Annotated in this window: 26 protein-coding genes and 1 pseudogene; 7 read left to right on the forward strand and 20 right to left on the reverse strand. The window is 39.5% G+C overall.

From position 1 onward, the window contains the following. Positions 1 to 40 precede the first annotated feature (40 nt). Positions 41 to 571 carry an RDD family protein gene (locus DFO73_RS24720; protein ID WP_110067344.1) on the reverse strand — a complete coding sequence of 177 codons (531 nt, stop codon included), beginning with the start codon at positions 569 to 571 and terminating at the stop codon, positions 41 to 43. Positions 572 to 878: 307 nt separating this feature from the next. Between DFO73_RS24720 and DFO73_RS24725 the strand changes: the two genes are divergently transcribed. Beyond that, complete coding sequence (locus tag DFO73_RS24725; protein WP_110067345.1) at positions 879 to 1,082, forward strand: hypothetical protein; 204 nt, start codon at positions 879 to 881, stop codon at positions 1,080 to 1,082. Positions 1,083 to 1,211: 129 nt separating this feature from the next. After that, complete coding sequence (locus DFO73_RS24730; RefSeq protein ID WP_110067346.1) at positions 1,212 to 2,366, forward strand: aminotransferase A; 1,155 nt, start codon at positions 1,212 to 1,214, stop codon at positions 2,364 to 2,366. Between the two features lie 533 nt (positions 2,367 to 2,899). Here DFO73_RS24730 and DFO73_RS24735 read toward each other — a convergent pair. The 9 genes from DFO73_RS24735 to DFO73_RS28905 form a co-directional block, all read right to left on the reverse strand. After that, positions 2,900 to 3,079, reverse strand: coding sequence for a hypothetical protein (locus DFO73_RS24735; protein WP_110067347.1), 180 nt, complete (start codon positions 3,077 to 3,079; stop codon positions 2,900 to 2,902). A 92-nt stretch (positions 3,080 to 3,171) separates the two neighbouring features. Beyond that, positions 3,172 to 4,050, reverse strand: coding sequence for an NAD(P)-dependent oxidoreductase (locus tag DFO73_RS24740; RefSeq protein ID WP_110067348.1), 879 nt, complete (start codon positions 4,048 to 4,050; stop codon positions 3,172 to 3,174). Positions 4,051 to 4,273: 223 nt separating this feature from the next. Continuing rightward, on the reverse strand, positions 4,274 to 4,735 hold the full coding sequence (locus DFO73_RS24745) for a hypothetical protein (RefSeq protein ID WP_110067349.1): 462 nt from the start codon (positions 4,733 to 4,735) through the stop codon (positions 4,274 to 4,276). A 498-nt stretch (positions 4,736 to 5,233) separates the two neighbouring features. Then, complete coding sequence (gene ptsP, locus DFO73_RS24750; RefSeq protein ID WP_110067350.1) at positions 5,234 to 6,949, reverse strand: phosphoenolpyruvate--protein phosphotransferase; 1,716 nt, start codon at positions 6,947 to 6,949, stop codon at positions 5,234 to 5,236. After that, entirely contained in the window at positions 6,949 to 7,215 is a 267-nt protein-coding gene (locus DFO73_RS24755) for a phosphocarrier protein HPr (protein ID WP_026583099.1), read from the reverse strand. The genes ptsP and DFO73_RS24755 overlap by 1 nt, the downstream gene beginning before the upstream one ends. A gap of 399 nt (positions 7,216 to 7,614) precedes the next feature. After that, positions 7,615 to 7,917, reverse strand: a complete 303-nt coding sequence (locus DFO73_RS24760) for a hypothetical protein (protein WP_110067351.1) — start codon at positions 7,915 to 7,917, stop codon at positions 7,615 to 7,617. A 90-nt stretch (positions 7,918 to 8,007) separates the two neighbouring features. After that, a complete protein-coding gene (locus DFO73_RS24765) occupies positions 8,008 to 8,802 on the reverse strand; it encodes an ABC transporter permease (RefSeq protein WP_110067352.1) in 795 nt (264 codons plus the stop codon). A gap of 16 nt (positions 8,803 to 8,818) precedes the next feature. Then, entirely contained in the window at positions 8,819 to 9,466 is a 648-nt protein-coding gene (locus tag DFO73_RS24770) for an ABC transporter ATP-binding protein (RefSeq protein WP_110067353.1), read from the reverse strand. Positions 9,467 to 9,781: 315 nt separating this feature from the next. Further along, positions 9,782 to 9,943, reverse strand: a complete 162-nt coding sequence (locus DFO73_RS28905) for a hypothetical protein (RefSeq protein WP_181396125.1) — start codon at positions 9,941 to 9,943, stop codon at positions 9,782 to 9,784. Between the two features lie 138 nt (positions 9,944 to 10,081). Here DFO73_RS28905 and DFO73_RS24775 point away from each other — a divergent pair, with 138 nt between their 5' ends. After that, positions 10,082 to 10,465 carry a hypothetical protein gene (locus DFO73_RS24775; protein WP_110067354.1) on the forward strand — a complete coding sequence of 128 codons (384 nt, stop codon included), beginning with the start codon at positions 10,082 to 10,084 and terminating at the stop codon, positions 10,463 to 10,465. Between the two features lie 299 nt (positions 10,466 to 10,764). On the opposite strand, the pseudogene DFO73_RS24785 reads toward DFO73_RS24775, so the two are convergent. The 4 genes and pseudogenes from DFO73_RS24785 to DFO73_RS24800 all read right to left on the reverse strand — a co-directional run bounded on the left by DFO73_RS24785 (position 10,765) and on the right by DFO73_RS24800 (position 13,182). Continuing rightward, a pseudogene (locus tag DFO73_RS24785) lies at positions 10,765 to 11,105 on the reverse strand (cytochrome-c oxidase). A gap of 269 nt (positions 11,106 to 11,374) precedes the next feature. Further along, complete coding sequence (locus DFO73_RS24790) at positions 11,375 to 12,118, reverse strand: SDR family NAD(P)-dependent oxidoreductase (protein WP_110067356.1); 744 nt, start codon at positions 12,116 to 12,118, stop codon at positions 11,375 to 11,377. Between the two features lie 129 nt (positions 12,119 to 12,247). Further along, positions 12,248 to 12,838 carry a cell wall hydrolase gene (locus tag DFO73_RS24795; RefSeq protein ID WP_110067357.1) on the reverse strand — a complete coding sequence of 197 codons (591 nt, stop codon included), beginning with the start codon at positions 12,836 to 12,838 and terminating at the stop codon, positions 12,248 to 12,250. 149 nt (positions 12,839 to 12,987) lie between these two features. Then, on the reverse strand, positions 12,988 to 13,182 hold the full coding sequence (locus DFO73_RS24800; RefSeq protein ID WP_110067358.1) for a hypothetical protein: 195 nt from the start codon (positions 13,180 to 13,182) through the stop codon (positions 12,988 to 12,990). Positions 13,183 to 13,473: 291 nt separating this feature from the next. Here DFO73_RS24800 and DFO73_RS24805 point away from each other — a divergent pair, with 291 nt between their 5' ends. After that, entirely contained in the window at positions 13,474 to 13,662 is a 189-nt protein-coding gene (locus DFO73_RS24805) for a YkvS family protein (protein ID WP_110067359.1), read from the forward strand. Between the two features lie 68 nt (positions 13,663 to 13,730). Here the strand turns inward: DFO73_RS24805 and DFO73_RS24810 are convergent, their stop codons facing one another. The 3 genes from DFO73_RS24810 to DFO73_RS29015 form a co-directional block, all read right to left on the reverse strand. After that, entirely contained in the window at positions 13,731 to 14,261 is a 531-nt protein-coding gene (locus DFO73_RS24810) for a hypothetical protein (RefSeq protein WP_110067360.1), read from the reverse strand. After that, the gene (locus DFO73_RS24815) at positions 14,242 to 14,382 is read right to left on the reverse strand and encodes an NAD-dependent epimerase/dehydratase family protein (RefSeq protein WP_110067361.1); all 141 of its coding nucleotides are present in this window, start codon (positions 14,380 to 14,382) and stop codon (positions 14,242 to 14,244) included. Before DFO73_RS24815 ends, DFO73_RS24810 begins: the two co-directional genes overlap by 20 nt. Positions 14,383 to 14,494: 112 nt before the next feature. After that, complete coding sequence (locus DFO73_RS29015; RefSeq protein WP_019381647.1) at positions 14,495 to 14,605, reverse strand: DUF6254 family protein; 111 nt, start codon at positions 14,603 to 14,605, stop codon at positions 14,495 to 14,497. Between the two features lie 148 nt (positions 14,606 to 14,753). On the opposite strand from DFO73_RS29015, the gene DFO73_RS24820 reads away from it, so the two are divergent. Both DFO73_RS24820 and DFO73_RS24825 read left to right on the forward strand, forming a co-directional pair. After that, positions 14,754 to 15,365, forward strand: coding sequence for a CPBP family intramembrane glutamic endopeptidase (locus tag DFO73_RS24820; protein ID WP_110067362.1), 612 nt, complete (start codon positions 14,754 to 14,756; stop codon positions 15,363 to 15,365). 187 nt (positions 15,366 to 15,552) lie between these two features. Further along, positions 15,553 to 16,233 (forward strand): hypothetical protein, encoded by a 681-nt coding sequence (locus tag DFO73_RS24825; RefSeq protein ID WP_110067363.1) that lies wholly within the window; start codon positions 15,553 to 15,555, stop codon positions 16,231 to 16,233. Between the two features lie 282 nt (positions 16,234 to 16,515). On the opposite strand, the gene DFO73_RS24830 is transcribed toward DFO73_RS24825, so the two are convergent. Continuing rightward, positions 16,516 to 17,574 (reverse strand): YkvI family membrane protein, encoded by a 1,059-nt coding sequence (locus DFO73_RS24830; RefSeq protein WP_110067364.1) that lies wholly within the window; start codon positions 17,572 to 17,574, stop codon positions 16,516 to 16,518. A 222-nt stretch (positions 17,575 to 17,796) separates the two neighbouring features. Here DFO73_RS24830 and DFO73_RS24835 point away from each other — a divergent pair, with 222 nt between their 5' ends. Next, complete coding sequence (locus DFO73_RS24835) at positions 17,797 to 19,956, forward strand: ATP-dependent Clp protease ATP-binding subunit (protein WP_110067365.1); 2,160 nt, start codon at positions 17,797 to 17,799, stop codon at positions 19,954 to 19,956. Positions 19,957 to 20,192: 236 nt separating this feature from the next. On the opposite strand, the gene DFO73_RS24840 is transcribed toward DFO73_RS24835, so the two are convergent. Both DFO73_RS24840 and DFO73_RS24845 read right to left on the reverse strand, forming a co-directional pair. Next, positions 20,193 to 21,887 (reverse strand): M3 family oligoendopeptidase, encoded by a 1,695-nt coding sequence (locus DFO73_RS24840; protein ID WP_110067366.1) that lies wholly within the window; start codon positions 21,885 to 21,887, stop codon positions 20,193 to 20,195. 203 nt (positions 21,888 to 22,090) lie between these two features. Next, positions 22,091 to 22,552, reverse strand: a complete 462-nt coding sequence (locus DFO73_RS24845) for a MarR family winged helix-turn-helix transcriptional regulator (RefSeq protein WP_110067367.1) — start codon at positions 22,550 to 22,552, stop codon at positions 22,091 to 22,093. Positions 22,553 to 22,571: the final 19 nt, after the last annotated feature.

The raw sequence follows: 22,571 nt of genomic DNA on the forward strand, positions 1-22,571 counted from the left end.
AAAAGCTGCACAGCCGGGTGCCGTACAGCTTTATGAGTAATTATTTTTTAACTACAACAGTGCCTCCAATTAAATCATGCAATGCCTGCTTTTTCTCTGTAAAGGCTGCAATAATGAATCCTATCAAAAGAATTCCTGACAAAATAGCCATGGCGAGGTACCTGCCTAAAGCCCTCCAGAAAGAAATTCGATTGCCATTCAGGTCAGTCACCTTTAAACCCAATAGCTTTTTCCCTACTGTACCCTGCCACTTGGATGCATGCAAACCAGCAAAGTAAGCAAGCGCAATCACCAGATTGACAATGATAGTGACACCCGTTGCCCCTAGGTATGATCCCATAAGGGCCATCGCCTCAGCGTCAGTCATTTCAGATTCGAGATAGGCAGGGTCGCTCATCATCATGTTAAAGGCGTCAGATGCACCAAAGAAAATCATAAAAATAACGATGGTCAGTATAAATAGCGGGATTCCTACTATAATAGAATCAATTAAATAGGCCGCAAAACGAATCCAGAATCCCCCGTATTCCCTGGTGCTTTCATAAGGCTGTTTTTCCAAAGTTGTCTCCACTCCAAAACCTCCTGATCTTGTTAATTTTCCAATCAATTAATTACTAACTATCAGTCTCATAATTTTTAGTAATCACTATCTACTTATGTTAATATCTAAATGAATTATATTCAACTATTTGTAAAATTTTACATCATTTTTAATAAATAAATATATATTATAGCCGTCTAATTTTTAAACCGTTTTCATCTTGAATTTTTTGTGAACATTTTCACAATTGTATGGACACACTTCACTATGAGGCATACAATAGCTTTGTAAACGGCAAATCTTATTACCACAATAATAAAAAGAGGTGCAATCAGGCATGAAAGGTACAGCTATCCTTTATCATGATGAAAATAAATTGACGATTATTGAAAATGTGGAGCATTCGGTTTTTGAAGAGTTAAAAGAGCAGTGTGGAGAAAAACATTGTCAGTGCAATCTTGAAAATAAAGTAATCGACTTTGGTGCGGTTTCTCCTGTATTCTGGCATGAAGATGAAGTAGACTGGGATTACGGATATTAATATAAAATACAATGCAAGCAAGGCCCTGATCTAATATCAGGGCCTTTTTTATTTTTTGCGATTTGCAGTTAGAACAGCGGGCTGCAAAGTGATAGAATATAGATTATGATTACGAGAGGTGAAATTACATTGGAACATTTAATAAATGACAAAGTAAAGAACATAGAAATATCAGGGATCAGAAAGTTCTTTAACATGGTTGCCGACACAAAAGATATGATTTCCCTTACAATTGGGCAGCCTGATTTTCCGACGCCACTGCATGTAAAAGAGGCCGGAAAAAATGCAATCGACCAAAACTTTACATCCTATACGCACAATGCAGGTGACATACGCTTGCGCAAAGCTGCATCAGCATTTGTAAACGAAAAATACAATCTTACCTATAACCCCGAAACAGAGGTCATTGTTACCTCCGGAGCAAGTGAAGCAATAGACATTGCATTCAGAACGATTTTGGAAGAAGGCTCGGAAGTCATATTGCCAGGGCCTGTTTACCCCGGATATGAACCAATTATCAAGCTATGCGGGGCAGTTCCCATCTTTACGGATATTACGCAAAATAAGTTCCGATTCACTGCTGGTATTATTAAAAAGCAAATTACCGAGAAAACACGCTGCATTGTATTGCCATACCCTTCGAATCCAACAGGGGTTAGCTTAACGATCGAAGAGCTCAAGGAAATTGCCTCTCTTGTTAAGGGACGCGATATTTTTATCCTTGCTGACGAAATCTACAGCGAACTGATTTATGATCAGCCGCATCACTCGATTGCTTCTATATTAAGGGAACAAACCATCGTCATTAACGGTTTATCCAAATCCCACTCAATGACAGGCTGGCGCATAGGCCTTTTATTTGCGCCAGAAAACGTGGCAAAGCATATATTGAAGGTCCACCAATATAATGTGACATGCGCCGCCTCTATTTCTCAAATGGCTGCCCTGGAAGCACTGACAACAGGGAAAGATGACGCCCTGCCAATGAGACAGGAATATGCAAAGCGCCGCGAATACGTATACGACCGATTAGTACAAATGGGGTTGGATGTCGTCAAGCCAGACGGAGCATTTTACTTTTTTATTAAAATGCCCCCTGTTTCGATGACCTCTTTTGATTTCGCATTATCACTAGTCGACAAAGCCGGTGTAGCTGTAGTCCCAGGGAGTGCGTTTTCCTCCTATGGAGAAGGCTATTTCCGCATATCATTTGCCTATTCCATGGAAACGCTGAAAGAAGGCATGGATCGGATTGGGCGCTATTTGGAAGGGGTAAAAAAGTAGAGCTCTTCTACGGAAATCTTTATATTCATCTCATTTTGCGCCTGTATATAATTATTTGCGTCAGCCAAGATGGTTATTGCGTGGGGCTGGCGCTTTTTTGCGTGAATTAGGTTAATTATGTCAGGATTATTGATAATTGCGGCGTGATGATCTTTTTTGCGTCCTTTCGGGAAAGTATTACGGCGTTTTTTATGGGGATTGCGTGATAACACTCCTTTTTGCGTTGTGATTTTAATTAATTGGGTCGCGGCAAACTTTTTTTGTCCTCAGAGTGATGGCTGCGCGCCTTGTTGACCTGATTTCGCGCGGACTCTCCTTTTCTGCGCGGGTTCCTTTGTTTTCCGCTTGGCCTCTGCTCTTTTGCGCGCGGGATGTCAGCTTTAACGAGTGCTATTGACCTGGTTTCGCACGGAATCGCAAACTTTGTGCACGAGTATAACTCGTTTACGCGCGATTCCAAGAAGTCTCTTGTTCAGCAGCGCGCTCTTCAATCACATAAAAAAGGCAAGCATCCCGCTGCTTGCCCTTCTTTATTATTGCCCTTTATATTGGCCGTTATTTTTTGGTGCTTTTTCTTTTTTGGCTTTATCTTTATGAATTTTGTTTGTATCCGCGCTGCCGAATTCATGTGAGAATTCGGAATCGATTACAGCCGAATCGAAGCCTTTTTTATTTTTTTGCTGAGGATCGTTTTTCTTTGTCCTTTTAGCCACAGCCTAACCCCCTTTTTCATCTTCTTTATTATTTTGAAGTGAATGTGAGGGCTTTATGCATTAACTCTGATTACCAATGATTTCTGGCCGTGTTACTTATTCCAAAATTTGTATAATGCTTGTGTACCGCTGTTTTCTTCGCCTTTTTCAGCGAGCTGGGCATACATTTTTTTCGCAAGCGCGAGGCCTGGTGTCATCATGCCCATTGCTTCCGCTTCTTCCAGGGCGATGTTCATATCTTTGATAAAGTGTTTTATATAAAAGCCCGGTTCAAAGTTGCCATCAATCATTCTTGGCGCGAGGTTTGATAATGACCAGCTGCCTGCTGCTCCCGAAGATATGCTCTGCAGAACAGTTTTTGGATCCAAACCGGCTTTTTCGGCGTACACGACCGCTTCACAGACTCCTATCATGTTTGACGCAATCGCGATTTGGTTGCACATTTTTGTATGCTGCCCGGAGCCAGCTTTACCTTGATATACAATATTTGTTCCAAGGAGATTGAAAATGGATTCGACTGCCAGGAAGTCTTCCCTGTCTCCGCCAACCATAATCGAAAGCTTGGCTTCTTTAGCTCCAATATCTCCGCCTGAAACAGGAGCGTCCAAAGCTTGCATACCTTTTTTGGCAGCTTCCTCAGATAATCTTTTAGCAAGCGTTGGTGTTGAGGTCGTCATGTCAATTACATATGTATTTTCCTTGCCATTCGTTATAATGCCATTTTCCCCAAGGTACACTTCCTCTACGTCAGCAGGATAACCGACAATGGTAATGATAACATTTGCTTTTTGTGCAACCTCCAATGGCGTTTCTGCCCATTCAGCCCCGCTCTCTAATAGATCTGATGCCTTTTCCTTGGTTCTGGTATAAACAACTAATGGATATCCGGCCTTTAGAAGATGGCCCGCCATGCTTTTGCCCATTACTCCTGTTCCTATAAAGCCGACAACTGTATTCTCTGGTGAAATCATTTATTGACCCCTCTCCTCTTTAAAGTATCTGAATTTTTAATATTAATTCTAGCACTTCTTCTGCCCTTTTAAAATAAAAAAGGTCCCTACACGACAAAAGACCAGACAAATGCCTGGTCCATCCCCAATTTCATGCGCGTACTTTATAATACCCAAAATGGGCCTAAGTAAACGCTTTTCTAAAAATATGCTATAGTAGTTTTTGAATTTATTGATCAGCCCTCTATAGCTGGGAAGAAAAGTTATTTAAGAATGCTCGTGCGATTACTTCATCATCATTTATGATTTCCACCGAAACGGCATCTTCATTAACAATCATGTCTTCTATTTCAAATACATGTAAGTCTTCATTAAGAGGAATTGGATTCATAAAAATAAAATTTCCCTTTTCATTGTTTACTTCAATGTATTCACCGTCAATGATGGTGTCTTCCCCATAAACGACTTCATCCGTGCCCAGTGCTGCTGCCAGTTTTTCATTATGTATGGATACTTTAACTTTGTATAACTCTTCTTCCGAAAGGATTTTATCATTAATTTTAAAGCGGAATTGCAGCTCGTTGTTTTTAGTCAGCAAGGCTTCAGCGTGACTGTTGACTATCGACTGCTGGGAGTCCTGCATGCATCCTGCAAGCATAAATGTCAACAAAGCAGTTAGAAGCAAAGTCAAACTCTTTTTTTTCATGTAAAATTCCTCCTTTTTTCATTACCTTTTCCTTTCGGGACTGACAATAAACCCCAATTCTAAAAAATTATTTTAGGGCTTTGCAAAGAATAAAAAAAAAGCCCTGGCTTAGGACTTTAATGAAGTACGCGGCTTAAAAAGGAGCTTTGTTTTTCATATAACTCATTGGTCTGCTTCTCCTTCATGCTTATATATCGATCATGAAACAGAAAGCTGATTATCATCGTAATCATTTTCCATCTCTCCTTTTCCAATTTATAACCTAATTATAGGGGAGTTTTAAAGGAGGGATAACAATCATTAGAAGTGAATACTTTCATTCTTAAGTCTGATCTTCTGCTTCATCCCGAGAAGGATAAAAAATAAACCGGCCTTTGCCAGGCCGGCTTAAAAAGGGGGGAAAATGAGAATGATCAGCTTACTTAAGTCTTACCTAAGTGCTTACTTCTTATTTACCCGGGAAACCTTATTTAAAACTTTTATTTTATTTCAGTTTGATTACAAGTTTGTTGCTTCTTTTACAGCTTGTACTACTTCTTCGGCTGTATTCATGTGAAGCGCTCTTTCTGCCAGTGCTTGCATGTCCTTTTGGTTAAGGTGGCTGATTTGGGAACGCGCCTTCAATATTGAAGTAGCACTCATTGAGAACTCATCAAGCCCCAATCCTAAAAGCAATGGGATCGCTGTTTCGTCCCCAGCCATTTCTCCGCACATGCCAGCCCATTTTCCTTCTTTATGAGCTGCGTCGATTACCATTTTAACCAATCGCAAAATCGCTGGGTTATACGGCTGGTAAAGGTAAGATACACGCTCATTCATCCTGTCTGCAGCCATAGTGTATTGAATCAAGTCGTTTGTTCCAACACTGAAGAAATCGACTTCTTTTGCAAATTGCTCAGCCATAACTGCAGTTGAAGGAATTTCGACCATAATCCCAATTTCAATATGGTCTGCAACCTTTGTTCCTTCGCTTACAAGCTTTTGCTTTTCTTCTTCGAGGATTGCTTTGCCTTGGCGGAATTCATCAAGTGTAGCAATCATCGGGAACATGATTTTCAGGTTTCCAAAAGAGCTGGCTCTTAACAAAGCTCTTAATTGAGTCCGGAAAATATCCTGTTCTTCCAGACATAAGCGGATTGCACGGAAACCAAGGAATGGGTTCATTTCCTTTGGAAGATTTAAATATGGAAGCTCTTTGTCCCCGCCTATATCCAATGTGCGGACAACAACCGGTTTTCCTTCCATGCCTTCAAGGACAGCTTTATAGGATTCGAACTGCTCCTCTTCAGTTGGAAGCTGGTCTCTTCCCATATATAAAAATTCGGTACGGTAAAGGCCTATGCCTTCGCCGCCATTTCCAATTACACCTTTAAGATCTTTTGGAGTACCAATGTTGGCAGCCAATTCAACATGGTGGCCATCAGCAGAAACTGATTTTTCGTTAACAAGCTTGGCCCACTCAACCTTTTGCTCCTCAAACTTGCGATGTTCTTCTTTATACTCAGCTACTGCCTCTGGAGTAGGATTAATATGTACAAGGCCTTTTAATCCATCCACAATGACTAGGTCGCCATTTTTAATTTGCTTCGTTGATTCCTTTGTGCCCACAACAGCTGGGATTTCCATGGAACGGGCCATGATGGCAGAGTGCGAAGTTCTGCCTCCAATATCAGTTGTAAACCCTTTAACAAATTGGCGGTTTAACTGAGCCGTATCGGAAGGAGTCAAATCTTCAGCAATGATGATCACTTCTTCAGCTATCATGCTTGGATTGGCAATTTGAACGCCAAGTAAATGGGAAAGTACACGTTTGGTTACGTCACGGATATCCGCAGCACGTTCTTTCATGTATTCATTGTCCATTTGTTCAAACATTGTAATGAACATATCTGCTGTTTCTTTTAAAGCGGATTCAGCATTGACTTTATCGGTCTTAATTTTATCTTCAATAGGCGAGATTAATTCCGGATCGCTCAGGACCAGCAGGTGAGCATCGAAAATAGCCGCTTTATCGGCGCCAAGCTCTTTATGGGCATTATCGCGGATTATTTCTAATTCACCTTTAGATGCAGTTAAGGCAGCCTGGAAGCGTTCAACCTCCTGTGCAGCATCTTCTACTGTCTTTTTGCCAAAAGAAAGATCCGGCTCTACCAAACGGTATGCTTTAGCTATTGCGATACCGCTTGATGCCGCAATTCCATTTAAAAAGCTCATTATTCAGCTAAACCTTCTTTTTTCAATGTTTCTTCAAGGCTATTAAGAGCATCCTGCTCATCGTTGCCTTCAGCAATGATCGTGATATCTGCACCTTGTCCAACGCCTAAAGACATAACACCCATGATTGATTTCAAGTTTACTTTCTTTTCTTTGTACTCCAGGTGGATTTCAGAATCGAACTTGCTTGCTGCTTGTACAAGCATTGTAGCCGGACGAGCGTGAATTCCTGTTTCTGCAGTTACTTTGAATTGTTTTTGAACCATATTGGATCAATCTCCTTCTTATAAAATAAATTTTAAATTAAGTTAAGATGTGCAAGGCGTTGCCCCACTAACTTAAAAAAGCGCGGAACCGGAAAAATATTTGCGATAACAGCAGCAGGAAGAAATTATTAAAATCATGCCGGGATCTTTCTGTCCTATATGCTGTTTTATTTTTTCCAATGGCCATTTATTCATGTATTGTAATCGGGAAATTTTCCCGGCAAATATTTAAGTCATCAGACAACTTACATCTCAGACAAAAGAATAGCATTTCAGATACATTTAGACAATGAAAAAACCTTAATTTTTCGGGTTTGTTCACACTTTTTTCAGTTAAACGCTTTCATTTTCCAATCATTTCTTGTCTTTTAGCTCATACCAGTAAATGTTAGTTCCTATTCAGTTTCTTTTCCTTATAACGGGATGATACTTATTCCGCTTTCGCAACGTTTTCGCTTTTTCTTTATAGTGCAAAATATTGTAGCTAATTCTCATTTTTGAAATGGTGCCTTTCAGGGCTGTTGCATGATCTTCTTCTTTGCCGGTATAAATATTAACAAGGTCCGCAACCGAGCGTGCCAGCATTTCGATTACGTTCTTTAAGTCTTCCGGGTTATAAGCAATATTGTCTTCCATTAATTTCTCCAAAATATCATCCGATAGGCATTTCACTCTGTTCGCTCTTTCTTTTTCCAAATTCATTTTTTATCCCGCCTTTATTTATTGATGCTTAAAATATATGCGGGGGAAAAGAGTGAAATGCTGCAAGTGAGGGGATCCACCCCTTTAATGTTATTTTCCTTCAGGCAAAAATTGTGCATCTTGATTAAAGAAGGTTTTATAAGCCAAAAGAATAAAAATAATCACAGATAATCCTACACTTCCAAGAATGCCAAGCAAGATGACAATTTGATATTCAATCGCCAATAACGGGCTCACCCCAGAAAGGATTTGCCCCGTCATCATTCCCGGCAAAAAGATAATGCCCATCCCAAGCATGTTATTGATTGTCGGCAAAATAGCCGAATCAAAGGCATGGTCAACATATGGCTTAACCGCTGCTTTTGGATCAGCACCAAGCATTAATGCACCTTCAATCATATCTCTTTGTCTTTTAAGTGATTGCAGAAGTTCCTTTACACTCAGTGTAATCCCGGTCATCGAATTTCCGATGACCATCCCGGCAATTGGAATAAAGTAACGGGGTTCATACCACGGTTTAAAATTAATAACGACAAAATTAAAAAAGAGCAGGCAAAAAAATGTACCTGTAACCATGGAAATGGCGATTGTTTTTTTCAAGCTTCCTGGAAGCGGCATACCTGCCTGCTTAAAAACGGTATAGATTGCAAAGCTCTCCATAATAATGATAACAGCCAAGGTTAATGCCGGATATGAAAATTCGAATAAATAGGTTAGAACATAGCCTGCAATCACAAGCTGCAGCGTCATTCTGAAGGTAGCAATCATGAGTTTTTTTTCACGTGCAATCCCTCTCATTCTAAAAATAAAAATGAGCAAAAGGACGAAGACATAAGCTGATATAAGCCTCCAAAATTCTATATCTATGATTCCGCTGTTCTCCATAGCTGCCCCCCCTGGTTTAAAATTTCACCTTCTCCTGCAGCTTGAGCAAATCAATCCTTTCCTCCCCAAAATGATCGATTGCTTTCTTTGAATGAGTAATCATAATAATAGAAGCCTGCTTTTTTTTGGCTTCGGTTATGAAGTTACCCAAAACCTTTAATTCTGTTTTTTCATCCAATGCGGAAGTAGGCTCATCCAGCAGATAAACCTCAGCTTCCATCAGTAGAACCCTTGCCAATGCCAATCGCTGCTTCTCCCCGCCTGAAAGATTGCCGGAATCTTCATTCAGTTCCTTTTCGAGTTGCATTTTATGTATAGCCTGCTCAAGAGCCTTATCCTCCACTGGGTCTTTCTCCGCCAGCTTAAATCCAATATGCAGGTTTTCTTTGATCGTGCCGGGAAAAATTAAAGGAGTTTGCGAAAGCATGATTACCTTTCTTCTAAGCTGGATGGAATCTGTATCTTCCAATGAGGTACCTTTATAATATATCTCACCTGTATCCGGGGAAAGCATCTTGTTCATCATTTTTAGCAATGTGGTTTTTCCTGCACCGCTTTCTCCCATAATACATGTAACCTTCCCTGCCTTAATCTCAATGGAAGATACGTTAAGAATGTCTTTATAGCGAAGGTTCCTTATTGCAAATAAAGAAATTCTATTCATAGACATCTCCTTTTCCTCACCCTTTACCCAGTATGATATCCACTTAATCACAAAAGCTATGTGCCATTTCCTATCAAAAGAAAAGCAAATCCTTCCCATGTGGAATAAGACTTTACTTCATGCTATTTTTTAAATATTTTTTTAGTGAAGCTGCTTTTTTGTTTGGCACGCTCCTCTTGAACAATTTTTTTCTTTATTTCTTTGAGTTCTTTTTCTCGACTTCCTGCTTAAACTCATTAAAATTGCCGTGATCTTCAGAAGTGCTGTAACGGACCTTCTCATAAACAATTATTATCCTGTCACAGTCCTTTAACCCTATTCGCCCCATCCAATCAGATAAGCTTTCAAACTCATACCGGCCAACCTGAAGCTTCGCCGCAAATTTCTCCAAATGATTGTTTTTAGAATGCCAAAAAATAGTGTTTTAAAAAGATTCATTCCAGAAGCAATCAATACACCGGCTGCTCCGATTTCCATTTTTGTCCCCCTTGTAATCTAGCTTTATTAATAGCTCAAAAGCTATTTTTAATTGCATTTTTTCTCTCAAGTGGTATGATTTTACTAAATAATTACTCCCATTACAATAATTACATATTTAGAAACACGGTGATACTAATGAGATATAAAAGGGAAGAAGCCTTCCGGTTTCAATTTCAGACTCCGCTGGAAGCTGAAGTAAAAATTATCCATATGAATGGAAAGAAGCAAGAAACCCCTAGCTTTCCTGCAGCCATTATGGATATCAGCCCAAACGGAACCAAGTTTAAATCTCCTATGGACATTTCCATTGATGAAAACCAATACCTTATGGAAATTAGTTTCAACTTAGATGCAAAATCAATCAGAATGCTTGGTGAACCAATCTGGAAAAAGTCTGTCGGCTCCAAATCTATTTATGGCTTTAACGGCCTTGAAGATGAACAAACCCGCAGTGAAATTATCCATACATTGAAAGAATACTCAAAAAAATTATACTATAATTTAAATACGAAACAGTAAAAAGCCCCCCCCCCCCGGACTGAATATCTCCTAAAACAAAGGCTCTGTTATATTTGCCTGTTGATTTCCGCTCCAGGGACTCAGCGAACCGCGCTCGGTCCAGGAGCTCCTAGGCGCATTCGCGCCTTTGTGGTCTCCCTTCGACTCGCTCTTCCCGCTGGAGTCCCGCGTCTTCCACCCAATCAACAGGGTAGCAAAAACAACAATAAGCTTTAACACAGAGAACAAAAAATACGCCCGGCTTATCCGCCCGGGCATATTTTTTTCTTCTATGCAGCTTTTATATTCTTCAGGATGTTCTAAACAAATATGAAGATTCCAACAGACGTAATTATAGGTCCAATAGCAGTTCCCGGCAGAAATGCATTATTCTCTGTTACAAGTACCATTGCAAGTGAAAGAATCATAATTGGAAGCCCGATATTGTGGAGCCAAAAATGCCATTTCCCTGCATTCTTTTCAGCCAAAGACGGAAACAAATAATAAAGAATCCCTGAAGAGTCAGAGATGTCCAGCCAAGTAAATTAATATGGACATGGAAAGGCGCTAATAAATATGAATGAGTACTCGACATATAATACCCCAGCATGACACCAGCCGCGAAATACACAGTTGAAATCTTAATCATTGTAATTCCCATAAGGTCCCCACCCACATTTAAATGCTCTAAAGCAATAAAAGAATATGAGTAAAAAGAACCATTTTGAACAGGGCGCTTGTTACTATTTTCATCCTATTAATATTTATTCACGTTATCTTTACACCAGATTTATAGCCTCTTAAAAAAGTTTGTTTACTCTTGTTAAAAAAGGCAGGAGGAGAGCAGATGTTTTTTCAAATATTTTTATGCATTCTTTTTATTGGCGCGGTTTTTCTGCTAAATATTGTCTTGCTGCGCAAGTAACCTGCTCAATGTTCATAAATCATTTTTTTCGTCATTCCCCCATCGACCGTGAAATTTTCTCCTGTTATAAAATCATTTTCTGGATCAGCCAGAAATAGACAGGTTCTGGCTATGTCTGCAGGCTTCCCTACTCTATTGGCTGGATGCTGCTTATGGTCAATCTCCCTAAGCCCTTCATAATCCTCTGTTTCAATCCATCCGGGGCTAATGCAGTTTACGCGGATTCCTTTTTCTGCAAGCGTTCTTGCCAAAGCATGGGTAATCGCTAATATTCCACCTTTTGATGCAGAATAGGCTTCTGTATTGCTTTCTGACATCTCTGCTCTTGTGGAAGAAATATTGATTATGCATGAGCCGGCTTTCATTGTTTTTGCTGCTTCCCTGGTGGACAGAAAGACGCTTCTAAGGTTTGTATTGATTACTTCATCCCAAATCTCTACTGTCATATCAAAAAAAGAATAAAACTTCGAAATTCCAGCATTATTTATCAGGACATCAATTGAACCAAAAGCTTCACGCGATTTAGCCATCAACCTGGTTATTTCGGTTTCATCTTTTACATCAGCTTTAATGAATAGGCTGGAATACCCCTGCTGTTTCAAACTTGCCTCAAGCTGTTTCCCTTTCTCTTCATTGATATCTGCGATAACGACATTCGCCTCTTTAACAGCGAAGCCTTCGGCAATCCCTTTGCCGATTCCATTTGCAGCCCCAGTCACAATGACGGTTTTCCCTTTAAAATTGCTCATATCGCCACTTTCCCTTCATGTTCATTTATATTGCTTTTATACCCAAAACTAATAACCCTCTATTCCCTTATCAATGCAGGTATAAATAAAAGGCACTTGAGATGCTCAAGTGCCTTTTCAGTAAAATTTTTATTTAGCAAACCTATGCTTGCCAATAACAGTCGTTACTTCTCGGGATAAAATCCATTTGCTTGTACTTGTTTGCGGATTGTAAAAGAATAAGGATCCTTTTCCTTTCCCTCTGAAAGCGAGCGCCTCATTCACAGCTTTCATGGCTTCACTGTTAGCTGGGCGGTTGATTTCTCCATTAGCTACCGGCGTAAAAGCATAATAGCCATTTGAAATCTGGTAGATTACTTCTTTAATAGAGTCAGGAAAGTCAGGTGAATCCACTCTGTTTAATACCACTGTTGCAACAGCAACCTTGCCTGCATACGGCTCTCCTTTTGCTTCAGCATGCACAAGCTGTGCCAGCAGATTCTTTTCAGCCTGTGTGATTGTAGCCGGAAGCTTAATAGACTGGCCCGGATAAATCAAATGGGAATTCAGATTGTTAAGCATCAGTACTTCAGAAATTGGCACACCATATTGGGTGCTGATTTTCCATAAAGTATCTCCTTTATTTACGTTATGTATACTTGCAAAAGCCTCTCCCTGGAATGCAAATAGACTTGCGCCCACCAACAATGCAGCGGCCGCTTTTTTTAACTGTTTCTTCATATATACTCCTCCTGATAGAATTCTATACTATCAGGCTACCAGCAAGAGAATCCTATATCACCAGGTAATTAATGGTCCAGTTTGCAGAACCTTCAAACATCTGGTTAAATATATTCACTTCCCGTTTTAAAATACAGCTAAACATAAAGTTAACTGCGAGGAGATTCTAAATAATGGTATATTGCATGGCCGCCTCTTTGGGCTATTCCACGGAAATGCTTGAAATCCTCGCGCTTTACAAGCACACTCCGAAATGGCAGAAAATCCTCTTTGGAAACGTAGTACTCTGAAATGATTCCTTCTTTTAATTGATCTAAAACTTCCTGTATATGTTCCTCTTTCATGACATTAACTCCTTCTTTCTATTCCTACTTTTATATCATATATAAGTTGCTTTCATTTTTAAAGGGAGGAACCATGATAACTCGATTAACGACTACCTTTTTCTGAATATTTAATAATTTTAATGTAAAAAAATTATTTATCTGGTATAATATTACCAACCTGATACCTGAATTTTTTTATTTCAGAAAATAATAAACCAAATAAATTCAAAATTCTTTACGCTTTTTACGATATAGTGCAAACTGTTATTAAACAGCTAAAGAAATTGACAAAAAAAGGAGAGATGATTTTTGAAGAAAGCAGAGGTTGGCAATATTATTGAATTTCGTGATGGATTACAGGGAATTGTGGAGAAAGTAAATGAAAATTCCGTAATAGTAGACTTAACTTATATGGACAACTACCGTGATCTCGAATTAGATCAAAGAACGGTTGTAAATCATAAAAACTATAGAGTAGTAAAGGAATCTGCAGTATAAAAACAAAAAATGAAAGCGCATTCTTTGAGAAGCGCATACAAAAAAAAGCAGCTGGCTTTGCTGCTTTTTTATTTTTGCATTGAATCTGATTCAAGTATGTGTATTCCTTTTACCTCTTTTTGGGCAAGAGAAGTCATCACCTTGGCTACCTTCTGAGCTTTAATTGGTTTATATTTCAGCATTTTCCCCCTTAGGAGAGGATTCAGGGGTTTAAAAAGCCACTCTGCCATTTTTTCACCAAAACGAAATTCTTCCCGGTCACCTATTAATAAAGAAGGCCTGAATATGTATATTGAGGGGATAGGCAATGATTTAATGTCTTCCTCCAGGTTTCCCTTTACCCTATTGTAGAAAAAGGGAGAATCCTTATCGGCTTCCATTGCTGAAACAAGAAAGAATTTCTTCCCCCCTTCCCTGGCAGTCAATTGTGCTGCTGACAGGGGATACTCATAATCCACTCTTTGGAAAGCTTCTTTACTGCCGGCTTTCTTTCTGGTAGTGCCGAGACACCAAAATACATCTTTGTCTTTAAATTCATTGAAATGATCCTCCATTCTGTTAAAGTCAATGATTTTTGTTTTAAACTCCCGGATGATCATGATCTGTTTTTCTTCTTGCCAGCAGTATTATTTCCTTATATTGCCCGTTTTCAATTAACTCATTGACAAGATGTGAGCCAATGAGTCCAGTGGCGCCCAGTATCAATGCTTTCTTTTCCATATTGTTCCCTCTGTTACTTTCAATATTATCAGGGTGCAGCCTGACAGTTCTACTACTAAGAGGCGGAACCTCAAATCGTCAAAAGCCCCCAATACCGGGAGGCTTTGAATGACTATTCCTTTTCCCCTGAAAGTTCTTTCAATGACTTCACTTTTCCATGCGGATGCTGATCCTGTTTCCTCACAGTCCAGGCACGCTCTTTCTCTCTTTTAGATTTCGTCATTTTGTGTTACCCCCTTTCTCATAACCATAGGATAAGCATTTCAAGTTCATTTTATATTTACATGTTCAAAGAAATCATTTCCTTACTTTTTATTAATTTTTTTTGTTAAAATAAGGTTTGGCTATTTTTTTTGAAAGGGGTTATAACATTGAAAAATATTGCCGCAGATGTTCGTTTTATAGGCGGGTTGTTTATAGCGCATCTGCTTATGTATTTTACATTTCAGGATAAATCTATATTTTGGTATATATTTTCTGCTGCCCTTTTATTTCTTATCAGCTTTTCGATTATAATGGAAGAAGTGGAAGATAAGGTTTCATTTGGAACTTTTATTGCATATGGAGCGCTTTCAGGTGTTCTTTTGTATGGGGTTTTTTGGCTTGGTTACAGCTTAATTGATTTGCTAAATTTGCCATTTTTAAATCAGGTTGACAAGCTCTATGGACGTTTTTCACCTTCACTTCTTTGGCATTATATTGTGCTGATATTGATCATTATTCCCGGTGAGGAAATTTTTTGGAGGGGATTTGTACAAAAAAGATTAATGAAACATGCGAATGTTACACTCTCAATTGTTCTTTCCTCTATCCTCTATGCTTCCGTCCATTTATATTCGGGCTATTGGATGCTCGCTTTCGCCGCGTTCATTGCAGGTCTATTTTGGGGATGGCTATATGCCTGGAAGAGAAGCATTCCGCTTGTGATTGTATCCCATCTTATTTTTGACTTATTTATGTTTGTAATTTTGCCATTTAAATAAATATATTTCTCTTTTGGACAACCCATTTAGCGGGTTGTTTTTTAATGAATTAGCTCTTGTTAAGTCTTGTCGATACTTTGCAGAAATGGTAATGTACTAATTAATAGGAATATTTATGTAACCCTTTAATTCCCTTTACGTCTAATTATGTAGAAGTGCTTCAAGTGAACAATGGGAGGAACACAAAATGAAAATCATGGTTAAATTTATGTTAATTTTGGGATTTATTGCGGCTATTCTTGCTGGCTGCGGGACTAACCAAAATGCCAAGGATGAATCTGCCAATGGAGCTGAACCTATTCAAAATGAGGAAAAAGCAACGGATGGGCAGGATCAAACTGAAGAAGAGGATGCAACAGAAGAAGAAACATCTGAAGAAGGGGATAGCATAATTAGGATTCTCGAACAGAATATGAGCTACACAGTCAATGGTGAAACAAAGGAAGATACAGCCTTCCTTAAGCATAGCGACAATCAGAACTATTCTATGTATGTTCTTCCTGGATATGAACTGACAGCAGAGGAGCCAAATAAAGATGTCCTTTTCTTTACGGAAAATGACCAAGTGTTCATGCGTATAGAGCTCCTGCCTGAAGATGCTGACTGGAGTATGATTGAAGAAAATACAAAAGCACAATTAGGTGCTGTTAGCGAAGACGTGCAAAATGCTGAAGCGCCCGCCGATGAATTTTTTAAAGATGCAACTGTGATGAAGGCAGAACAAAATGGCCAAAAGGGTTCAGCTTATCTTGTTAAAAAGGATGATCTTTCCCTTAAGCTGACTCTTTACACAAAAGAAGATGCTGATCATGAAGAAGCATTCCTTCAAATGGCAAAGACAATTATGAAAGAGGAACCGCTAAAATAATAAACAGATTTAGAGATCCGGGCAAAGCCGGATCTCTTTTTTAGTTAAGCTATGTTAAAGCTCATTGCTGATTTTGGCACTATGTTTGATTGAAGCGGCAGGCACGACTCCTCGAAAATGCATTCGCATTTCCTGTATGCGGTGTTTATTCGAGGATGTGGTTCAATGTCCTGCGGGCAGAGGGAGCCCCCAGGCGCAAGACGCCGAGGAGCGTCGGACCGACGCGGAGTTCGCTGAGCTTTTTGAGCGGAAATCAACAGGCAATTTTAATTGAGCCTAAATTTATACCTTTTTAGTATTTTCATCTCCATCAAATGGCTTCATCCATAAAAGAATAATAAAGGTTAAGCTGACATAACCGAAAATAGGATATAAGTAAGAAAGCAATGTTCCATAATTAATCAGGCTTATAAAATAGCAAATCACAAAAATGGCACTGACAATTACAATACTCGGCAGAGAAATATACTTTTTGATCTGTCTCTCGATCCCGAAAACATTGCCAATAACGGAAGTAAAAATTTCACCATAGATCACAAAAACAAATATCCAATAAATTGATGATGCCAATGTTTTTACGATAGCAGCCATAGGGATATCATAAGCTTCGATATTTGGGAGCATGACAAGAGTTAAATGGCTTGAAATAAGGATAATGGTTAACGCTGCTCCCCCTAGGTATCCGCCCCATTTAATCGTTCGGTCATCATTTATTTCCGAAGCGACAGGCACTAAAACAGCCTGGGCCAATGTCAGATTTAAAGCCGTATAAGAAAAAGGAGCGACAACCGCTTTCCATCCATCTTCAGCAAATGGAATAAACATGACCTGTTCCGAAAAATTGGGAAGCCTCATACTGATAAACATCAAAATAAAACTAAATGCGATCATCATCGGAACAACAAATGTGTTCACAGCGAATAATCCGCGTATACCTACTATCATTGTAATGATCGTTAACCCTATTGTAATGAAAAGGCCAGCCATTTTGCTGATCCCAATCTGCTCTTCAAAAACTGCTCCAGCTCCGGACAACATCACTGCACAAACACCCAAAAGCATAAATAACATCAATATATTAATGGCAGAACCAAAAAATCTGCCAAAAAGGTATTCATTTAATTCCTGGTATGACGCAGCCTTTATACGGGCGGAGATTCGCATTAATTTTGATCCCAGAAAAATAAAAATATAGCCGCTCATTAAGATGCCTACTAAGCCGATAAAACCAAATCGGGAAAAAAACTCCACAATCTCTCTTCCAGTTGCAAAGCCCGCTCCCACCACGGTTCCCACATAAACGGCAGCGATCTGAAAAGCCGCCCCCCAGTTTGTTCTCACTCAATCTCCTCCTTCACTTCCAATATATGAAGGCCGGGACAAACAAAGACGAGCTTTTTATAATAAATACTGAAAACCTCGTTTAGGAAGGGCACAATAAATTTTAAGCTACTAAAAAATACCAGTATAAAATACTTGAAAGTCAATAAAGGTCAAAATATAATAAGTTCATAAAGTCAAAGATAGTCAAAGTCAAATCAATAAATGATGGAGGTATGCTAAATGCTTTGTCAAAAATGTCAAACAAAAGAAGCTAATGTACAATTGAATCTTAACGTAAATGGAAATGAGCGCCATTTATATCTTTGCCACAGCTGTTACCAAATCGAAAAGCAAAAAAGCCCTACTTCCTTTGGACCGGCTTTGAATGGCTTTTCAGGTTTTGGCCAGATGCCTTTAGAGGATTTCTTTAAAAAGATGTCTTCCGCTCAAGGAAATGAAAACTTATCACATTCCCCATTAAAAGAAGCGCCTAACAAAACCCGTGGAAATGGGGGATTCTTAGACCAATTTGGAAGAAATCTAACTCAGCTTGCCAAAGCTGGCTTAATTGATCCAGTCATAGGAAGAGATGAAGAAGTTAATCGTGTTATTGAAATATTAAATAGAAGAAGCAAGAACAATCCTGTATTAATCGGGGAGCCTGGGGTGGGTAAAACGGCTATCGCTGAAGGGCTTGCAACAAAAATTTCTGAAGGCAGCGTGCCAAATAAGCTTCTTAATAAGGAAGTCTATTTGCTTGATGTTGCATCTCTTGTTGCAAACACAGGAATCCGCGGCCAATTTGAAGAACGCATGAAGCAATTGATTTCTGAACTGCAGGCACGCAAGAATGTTATTCTCTTTATCGATGAAATTCATCTGCTTGTAGGGGCTGGTTCAGCCGAAGGGTCAATGGATGCAGGCAATATTTTAAAACCCGCACTGGCAAGAGGGGAACTTCAAGTTGTTGGTGCTACCACTTTAAAAGAATACCGCCAAATTGAAAAAGACTCTGCATTGGAGCGCAGATTCCAGCCGGTTCAAGTACAAGAGCCAACAACTGATGAAGCGATTAAAATCCTAATGGGACTTAAGAAGAAATATGAAGATTACCATGAAGTTTCTTTTACTGATGAAGCTATTAAGGTTTGTGTGCAATTATCAAGCCGCTATATCCAGGATCGATTCCTTCCTGACAAAGCAATCGATTTAATGGATGAAGCAGGTTCCAAAAGGAATCTTGAATCTGGCTATACGCCAGCTGAAGACATTGAAAAGCGCCTGGAAGAAATCAGCAAACAGAAACAGCTTGTCTTGAAAGAAGAAAAATATGAAGAGGCTGCAAAACTTCGTGAAGAAGAATTAAAACTTCAAAATGCATTAAATACAGATAATAAGGCTGAACGTCCAGCTATTGAAGTAAGCCATATTCAGGAGATCATCGAAAAGAAAACCGGCATTCCTGTCGGCAAGCTTGTAGAAGGTGAGCAGGAAAAAATGCAAAACCTTGAAGCGAGCCTTGCTGAAAAGGTAATTGGCCAACAAGAAGCAGTAAAAAAAGTTTCCAAAGCCATTCGCCGAAGCCGTGCAGGACTGAAATCAAAGCATCGTCCAATTGGTTCTTTCCTCTTTGTAGGACCAACAGGGGTTGGTAAAACAGAATTAACCAAAACGCTTGCTGAGGAGCTATTCGGTTCCAAAGAAAATATGATTAGGCTCGATATGAGTGAATATATGGAAAAACACAGCATAGCCAAGATCATCGGTTCACCTCCTGGGTATGTCGGACATGAGGAAGCAGGTCAGCTGACAGAGAAGGTCCGCAGAAACCCATACAGCATTATTTTGCTGGATGAGATTGAAAAAGCGCACCCTGATGTCCAACACATGTTCCTGCAGATCCTTGAAGATGGACGCCTGACAGACAGCCAGGGAAGAACTGTAAGCTTTAAGGATACCGTCATTATTATGACGAGCAACGCCGGAGTGGGCCATAAAGAAATACACGTAGGCTTCGGGACTACTGATGCAGTAAAAGAATCAAGCATTCTCGACTCACTTGGAAGTTTCTTCAAACCTGAATTCCTGAATCGTTTTGATAGCATTATTGAATTCAAAGCATTAGAAAAAGAACATCTATTGAAAATTGTCGACTTAATGCTAAATGACCTTCAGGAAACATTAAAAGAACAAGAAATTGAGCTGACTATAACACCGGAAGCCAAGGAGAAATTGGCCGAAGATGGATACCACCCTGCTTTTGGTGCACGCCCATTAAGAAGGGTTATCCAGGATGAGCTTGAAGACAAAATAGCTGATTTCATCATTGACCATGGCGGCAGCTGCAAACTTCAAGCTATGCTTGAAAACGAGAAAATCATCATTAAAACGATCAGCTAATTGTGAGTTTGAAAAGAGCCGGAATTAATTTTCCGGCTCTTTTTTTTAAAAAAAGGAAATTATAACTTAGAACTTCGATAATTGTCTAGCTCCAAAAGGATAGCTCCCGCAGCCAATGTTTTTGCACGACCAAAAACGGCAGCTTTTGAGAGGATGCAGGTCAGGGGAGACGTTGCCACAGAACGTGGCGCTTTTAGTCAGCGTTTTTCCTAGGTCTGCGCCTTGCTGTTTTCTTGTTATAAGCTCTTGTCATCCACTGAGTTCAGCCAATTTTCTATTTCCCCTATAACCGACTCTACACAGCCCGCTTCAAATGGGGAAATCAGGCTGGCTTCTTTTACAAGCCCTGTAAATGGCCTGCTTCCGCCAAGCTGGCATAGTTTTAAATAGTCATTCCATGCCTCTTCCTGATTCTCTCTGGAACGCTTCCAGAATTGGAAGGCACAAATTTGTGCAAGTGTATAATCGATATAATAAAACGGTGAATTATAGATATGGCCCTGGCGCTGCCAGAAACCGCCATTTTCCAAATACACGTTCCCATCATAATCTTTGTGCGGCAGATATTTCTTTTCGATTTCTCTCCAAGCCTGTTTTCTTTCCTGTGGTGTTGCTTCCGGATTTTCATAAACCCAATGCTGGAATTCATCAACAGAGACTCCGTATGGCAAGAATAATAAGCCGCCGCTTAAATGAGAAAATTTATATTTCTCCGTATCTTCCTTAAAGAAACCATCCATCCATGGCCAAGTGAAAAACTCCATGCTCATGGAATGAATCTCGGCAGCTTCATAGGTTGGCCAATTGTATTCAGGTATTTCAAAATGACTGCTTGAATAAACCTGGAAAGCATGACCTGCTTCATGAGTAAGAACATCAATATCTCCTGAAGTACCATTGAAGTTAGAGAAAATGAACGGAGATTTATAGTTTTCAATATAGGTGCAATAGCCGCCCCCCGCTTTGCCCTTCTTGGCAACCAGGTCCATGAGATTATTTTCTCTCATATAGGTGAAAAATTCGCTTGTCTCATTGGATAGCTCATCATACATTTTTTGTCCTTTTTCAATGATCCAATCAGGATCCCCTTTGGGTACAGCATTGCCTGTTTTGAATTGAAAACCTTCATCATAGTATTTAAGTTTATCAACACCGATGCGTTCCCTCTGACGCTCTTTCAGCTTGGTGGCAATTGGTACAATAAATTCTTCCACCTGCCTGCGGAATTTGGCAACCATCTCAGCATTATAATCTGTACGGTACATACGGAAATAAGCTAGCTCAACAAAGTTTTTATAGCCAAGTTTAAGTGCGATTTCTGTTCTGACTTTTACCAGTTCGTCATAAATGCGATCCAGCTCGCTCTCATTATCTGCTAAAAATCCAAAACGGGCCTCGCTGGCTTTTTTCCGCATTTCTCGGTCAGTGGATTCAGTAAATGGCTCCAATTGGGCTAGTGTGCGCTCTTCACCTTCGAAATCAATTTTTGCGGAGGCAATTAATTTTGTATATTCGGATGAAAGCTTATTTTCCTTTTGCAAGAAAGGAACAATTTCAGGAGAGAAAACCTTTAGCTGCGCCTCAGCAAGCGAAAATAGCTGATTCCCCCATTTTGCTTCAAGCTCAGCCCGAAACTTGGAATTAACCAGTGCTTGATAATACTTTGTAACAAACCCTTCCACTTCCGGCTGAATTTCATCCATATAATCCTGCTCAGCTTTATAAAACTCATCATTTGTATCGACAGAATGACGGATATAGCAAAGATTAAACATCGTGCCGATATCATTGCGAATTTCATTTATTTCTTTCATTGCCGTGTTTTGCTCTTCTGCAGTAGCCGCACGCTCAAACTTCTCAAGAGCTGCTTCGAATTGTCCCTTAACTTTCTCTAATTCCGGCCGAACATATGTATATTCTTCGAACCTCATTTTATTGCCCCCCTTGTATGTAAAAACCATTTCAAAAACCACTAAACTATTTCGACAATATTTAGTTAATTCCTTCTGAAATTAAATATTCCGGAAGTTATTAAAAACAAGGCAATGTTAAACTTGCCTGTTGATTTCCGCACCAATCAACAATTGGCTTCAGCATATCCAAAATAAAAAACAGCCAATTAAGGCTGTTTTGGTTATTCGCCGGCTTCTGTATATTTCTCATTGGAAATCGATAAGCCAAGTTTCTTTAATAATTCGATGGCAGTTTCTTTTTCCTTTTCAGTAAGCTCGGACATCAATGAATGGATATGTTTTTCGTGATCAGGAAAAATATCTTCAATAAACGCTTTTCCCTTTTCAGTTATCTGCGCAAAAGTAACCCTTCTATCATTCGGACAGGCTACTCTTTTCAAAAAACCTTTTTGTTCAAGCTTGTCCACTACATAAGTGATGCTTCCGCTTGCTAAGAGGATTTTCCCCCCAATCTGCTGCAAGGGCTGGTCTCCTTTATGATACAGGAGTTCCAAAACAGCAAACTCAGTCGGATTTAATCCGTAGGTTTGTATAAGTTTATTTACATTTTCATTTATTGCCCTGTAAGCTCTAGAGAGGACAATAAATAACTTCAACGATTGGTCAATCTTTTCAGAACCCATTATATCCAATCCCTTTACC

The sequence above is a fragment of the Cytobacillus oceanisediminis genome, from assembly GCF_003182355.1.
GTDB classification, from domain to species: Bacteria; Bacillota; Bacilli; order Bacillales; family Cytobacillaceae; genus Cytobacillus; species Cytobacillus oceanisediminis_A.

Excerpts from the sequence above, each read along its gene's own strand:
- ptsP (WP_110067350.1), bottom strand. The coding sequence starts at position 6,949 with ATGAGCTTTTTAAATGGAATTGCGGCATCAAGCGGTATCGCAATAGCT.
- DFO73_RS24840 (WP_110067366.1), bottom strand. The coding sequence starts at position 21,887 with ATGAGGTTCGAAGAATATACATATGTTCGGCCGGAATTAGAGAAAGTT.
- DFO73_RS24815 (WP_110067361.1), bottom strand. The coding sequence starts at position 14,382 with ATGGAAAAGAAAGCATTGATACTGGGCGCCACTGGACTCATTGGCTCA.
- DFO73_RS28905 (WP_181396125.1), bottom strand. The coding sequence starts at position 9,943 with ATGGAAATCGGAGCAGCCGGTGTATTGATTGCTTCTGGAATGAATCTT.
- DFO73_RS29015 (WP_019381647.1), bottom strand. The coding sequence starts at position 14,605 with ATGACGAAATCTAAAAGAGAGAAAGAGCGTGCCTGGACTGTGAGGAAA.
- DFO73_RS24845 (WP_110067367.1), bottom strand. The coding sequence starts at position 22,552 with ATGGGTTCTGAAAAGATTGACCAATCGTTGAAGTTATTTATTGTCCTC.
- DFO73_RS24770 (WP_110067353.1), bottom strand. The coding sequence starts at position 9,466 with ATGAATAGAATTTCTTTATTTGCAATAAGGAACCTTCGCTATAAAGAC.
- DFO73_RS24835 (WP_110067365.1), top strand. The coding sequence starts at position 17,797 with ATGCTTTGTCAAAAATGTCAAACAAAAGAAGCTAATGTACAATTGAAT.
- DFO73_RS24790 (WP_110067356.1), bottom strand. The coding sequence starts at position 12,118 with ATGAGCAATTTTAAAGGGAAAACCGTCATTGTGACTGGGGCTGCAAAT.
- DFO73_RS24765 (WP_110067352.1), bottom strand. The coding sequence starts at position 8,802 with ATGGAGAACAGCGGAATCATAGATATAGAATTTTGGAGGCTTATATCA.
- DFO73_RS24800 (WP_110067358.1), bottom strand. The coding sequence starts at position 13,182 with ATGAAAGAGGAACATATACAGGAAGTTTTAGATCAATTAAAAGAAGGA.
- DFO73_RS24755 (WP_026583099.1), bottom strand. The coding sequence starts at position 7,215 with ATGGTTCAAAAACAATTCAAAGTAACTGCAGAAACAGGAATTCACGCT.
- DFO73_RS24725 (WP_110067345.1), top strand. The coding sequence starts at position 879 with ATGAAAGGTACAGCTATCCTTTATCATGATGAAAATAAATTGACGATT.
- DFO73_RS24825 (WP_110067363.1), top strand. The coding sequence starts at position 15,553 with ATGAAAATCATGGTTAAATTTATGTTAATTTTGGGATTTATTGCGGCT.
- DFO73_RS24745 (WP_110067349.1), bottom strand. The coding sequence starts at position 4,735 with ATGAAAAAAAAGAGTTTGACTTTGCTTCTAACTGCTTTGTTGACATTT.
- DFO73_RS24795 (WP_110067357.1), bottom strand. The coding sequence starts at position 12,838 with ATGAAGAAACAGTTAAAAAAAGCGGCCGCTGCATTGTTGGTGGGCGCA.
- DFO73_RS24760 (WP_110067351.1), bottom strand. The coding sequence starts at position 7,917 with ATGAATTTGGAAAAAGAAAGAGCGAACAGAGTGAAATGCCTATCGGAT.
- DFO73_RS24810 (WP_110067360.1), bottom strand. The coding sequence starts at position 14,261 with ATGATCATCCGGGAGTTTAAAACAAAAATCATTGACTTTAACAGAATG.
- DFO73_RS24775 (WP_110067354.1), top strand. The coding sequence starts at position 10,082 with ATGAGATATAAAAGGGAAGAAGCCTTCCGGTTTCAATTTCAGACTCCG.
- DFO73_RS24740 (WP_110067348.1), bottom strand. The coding sequence starts at position 4,050 with ATGATTTCACCAGAGAATACAGTTGTCGGCTTTATAGGAACAGGAGTA.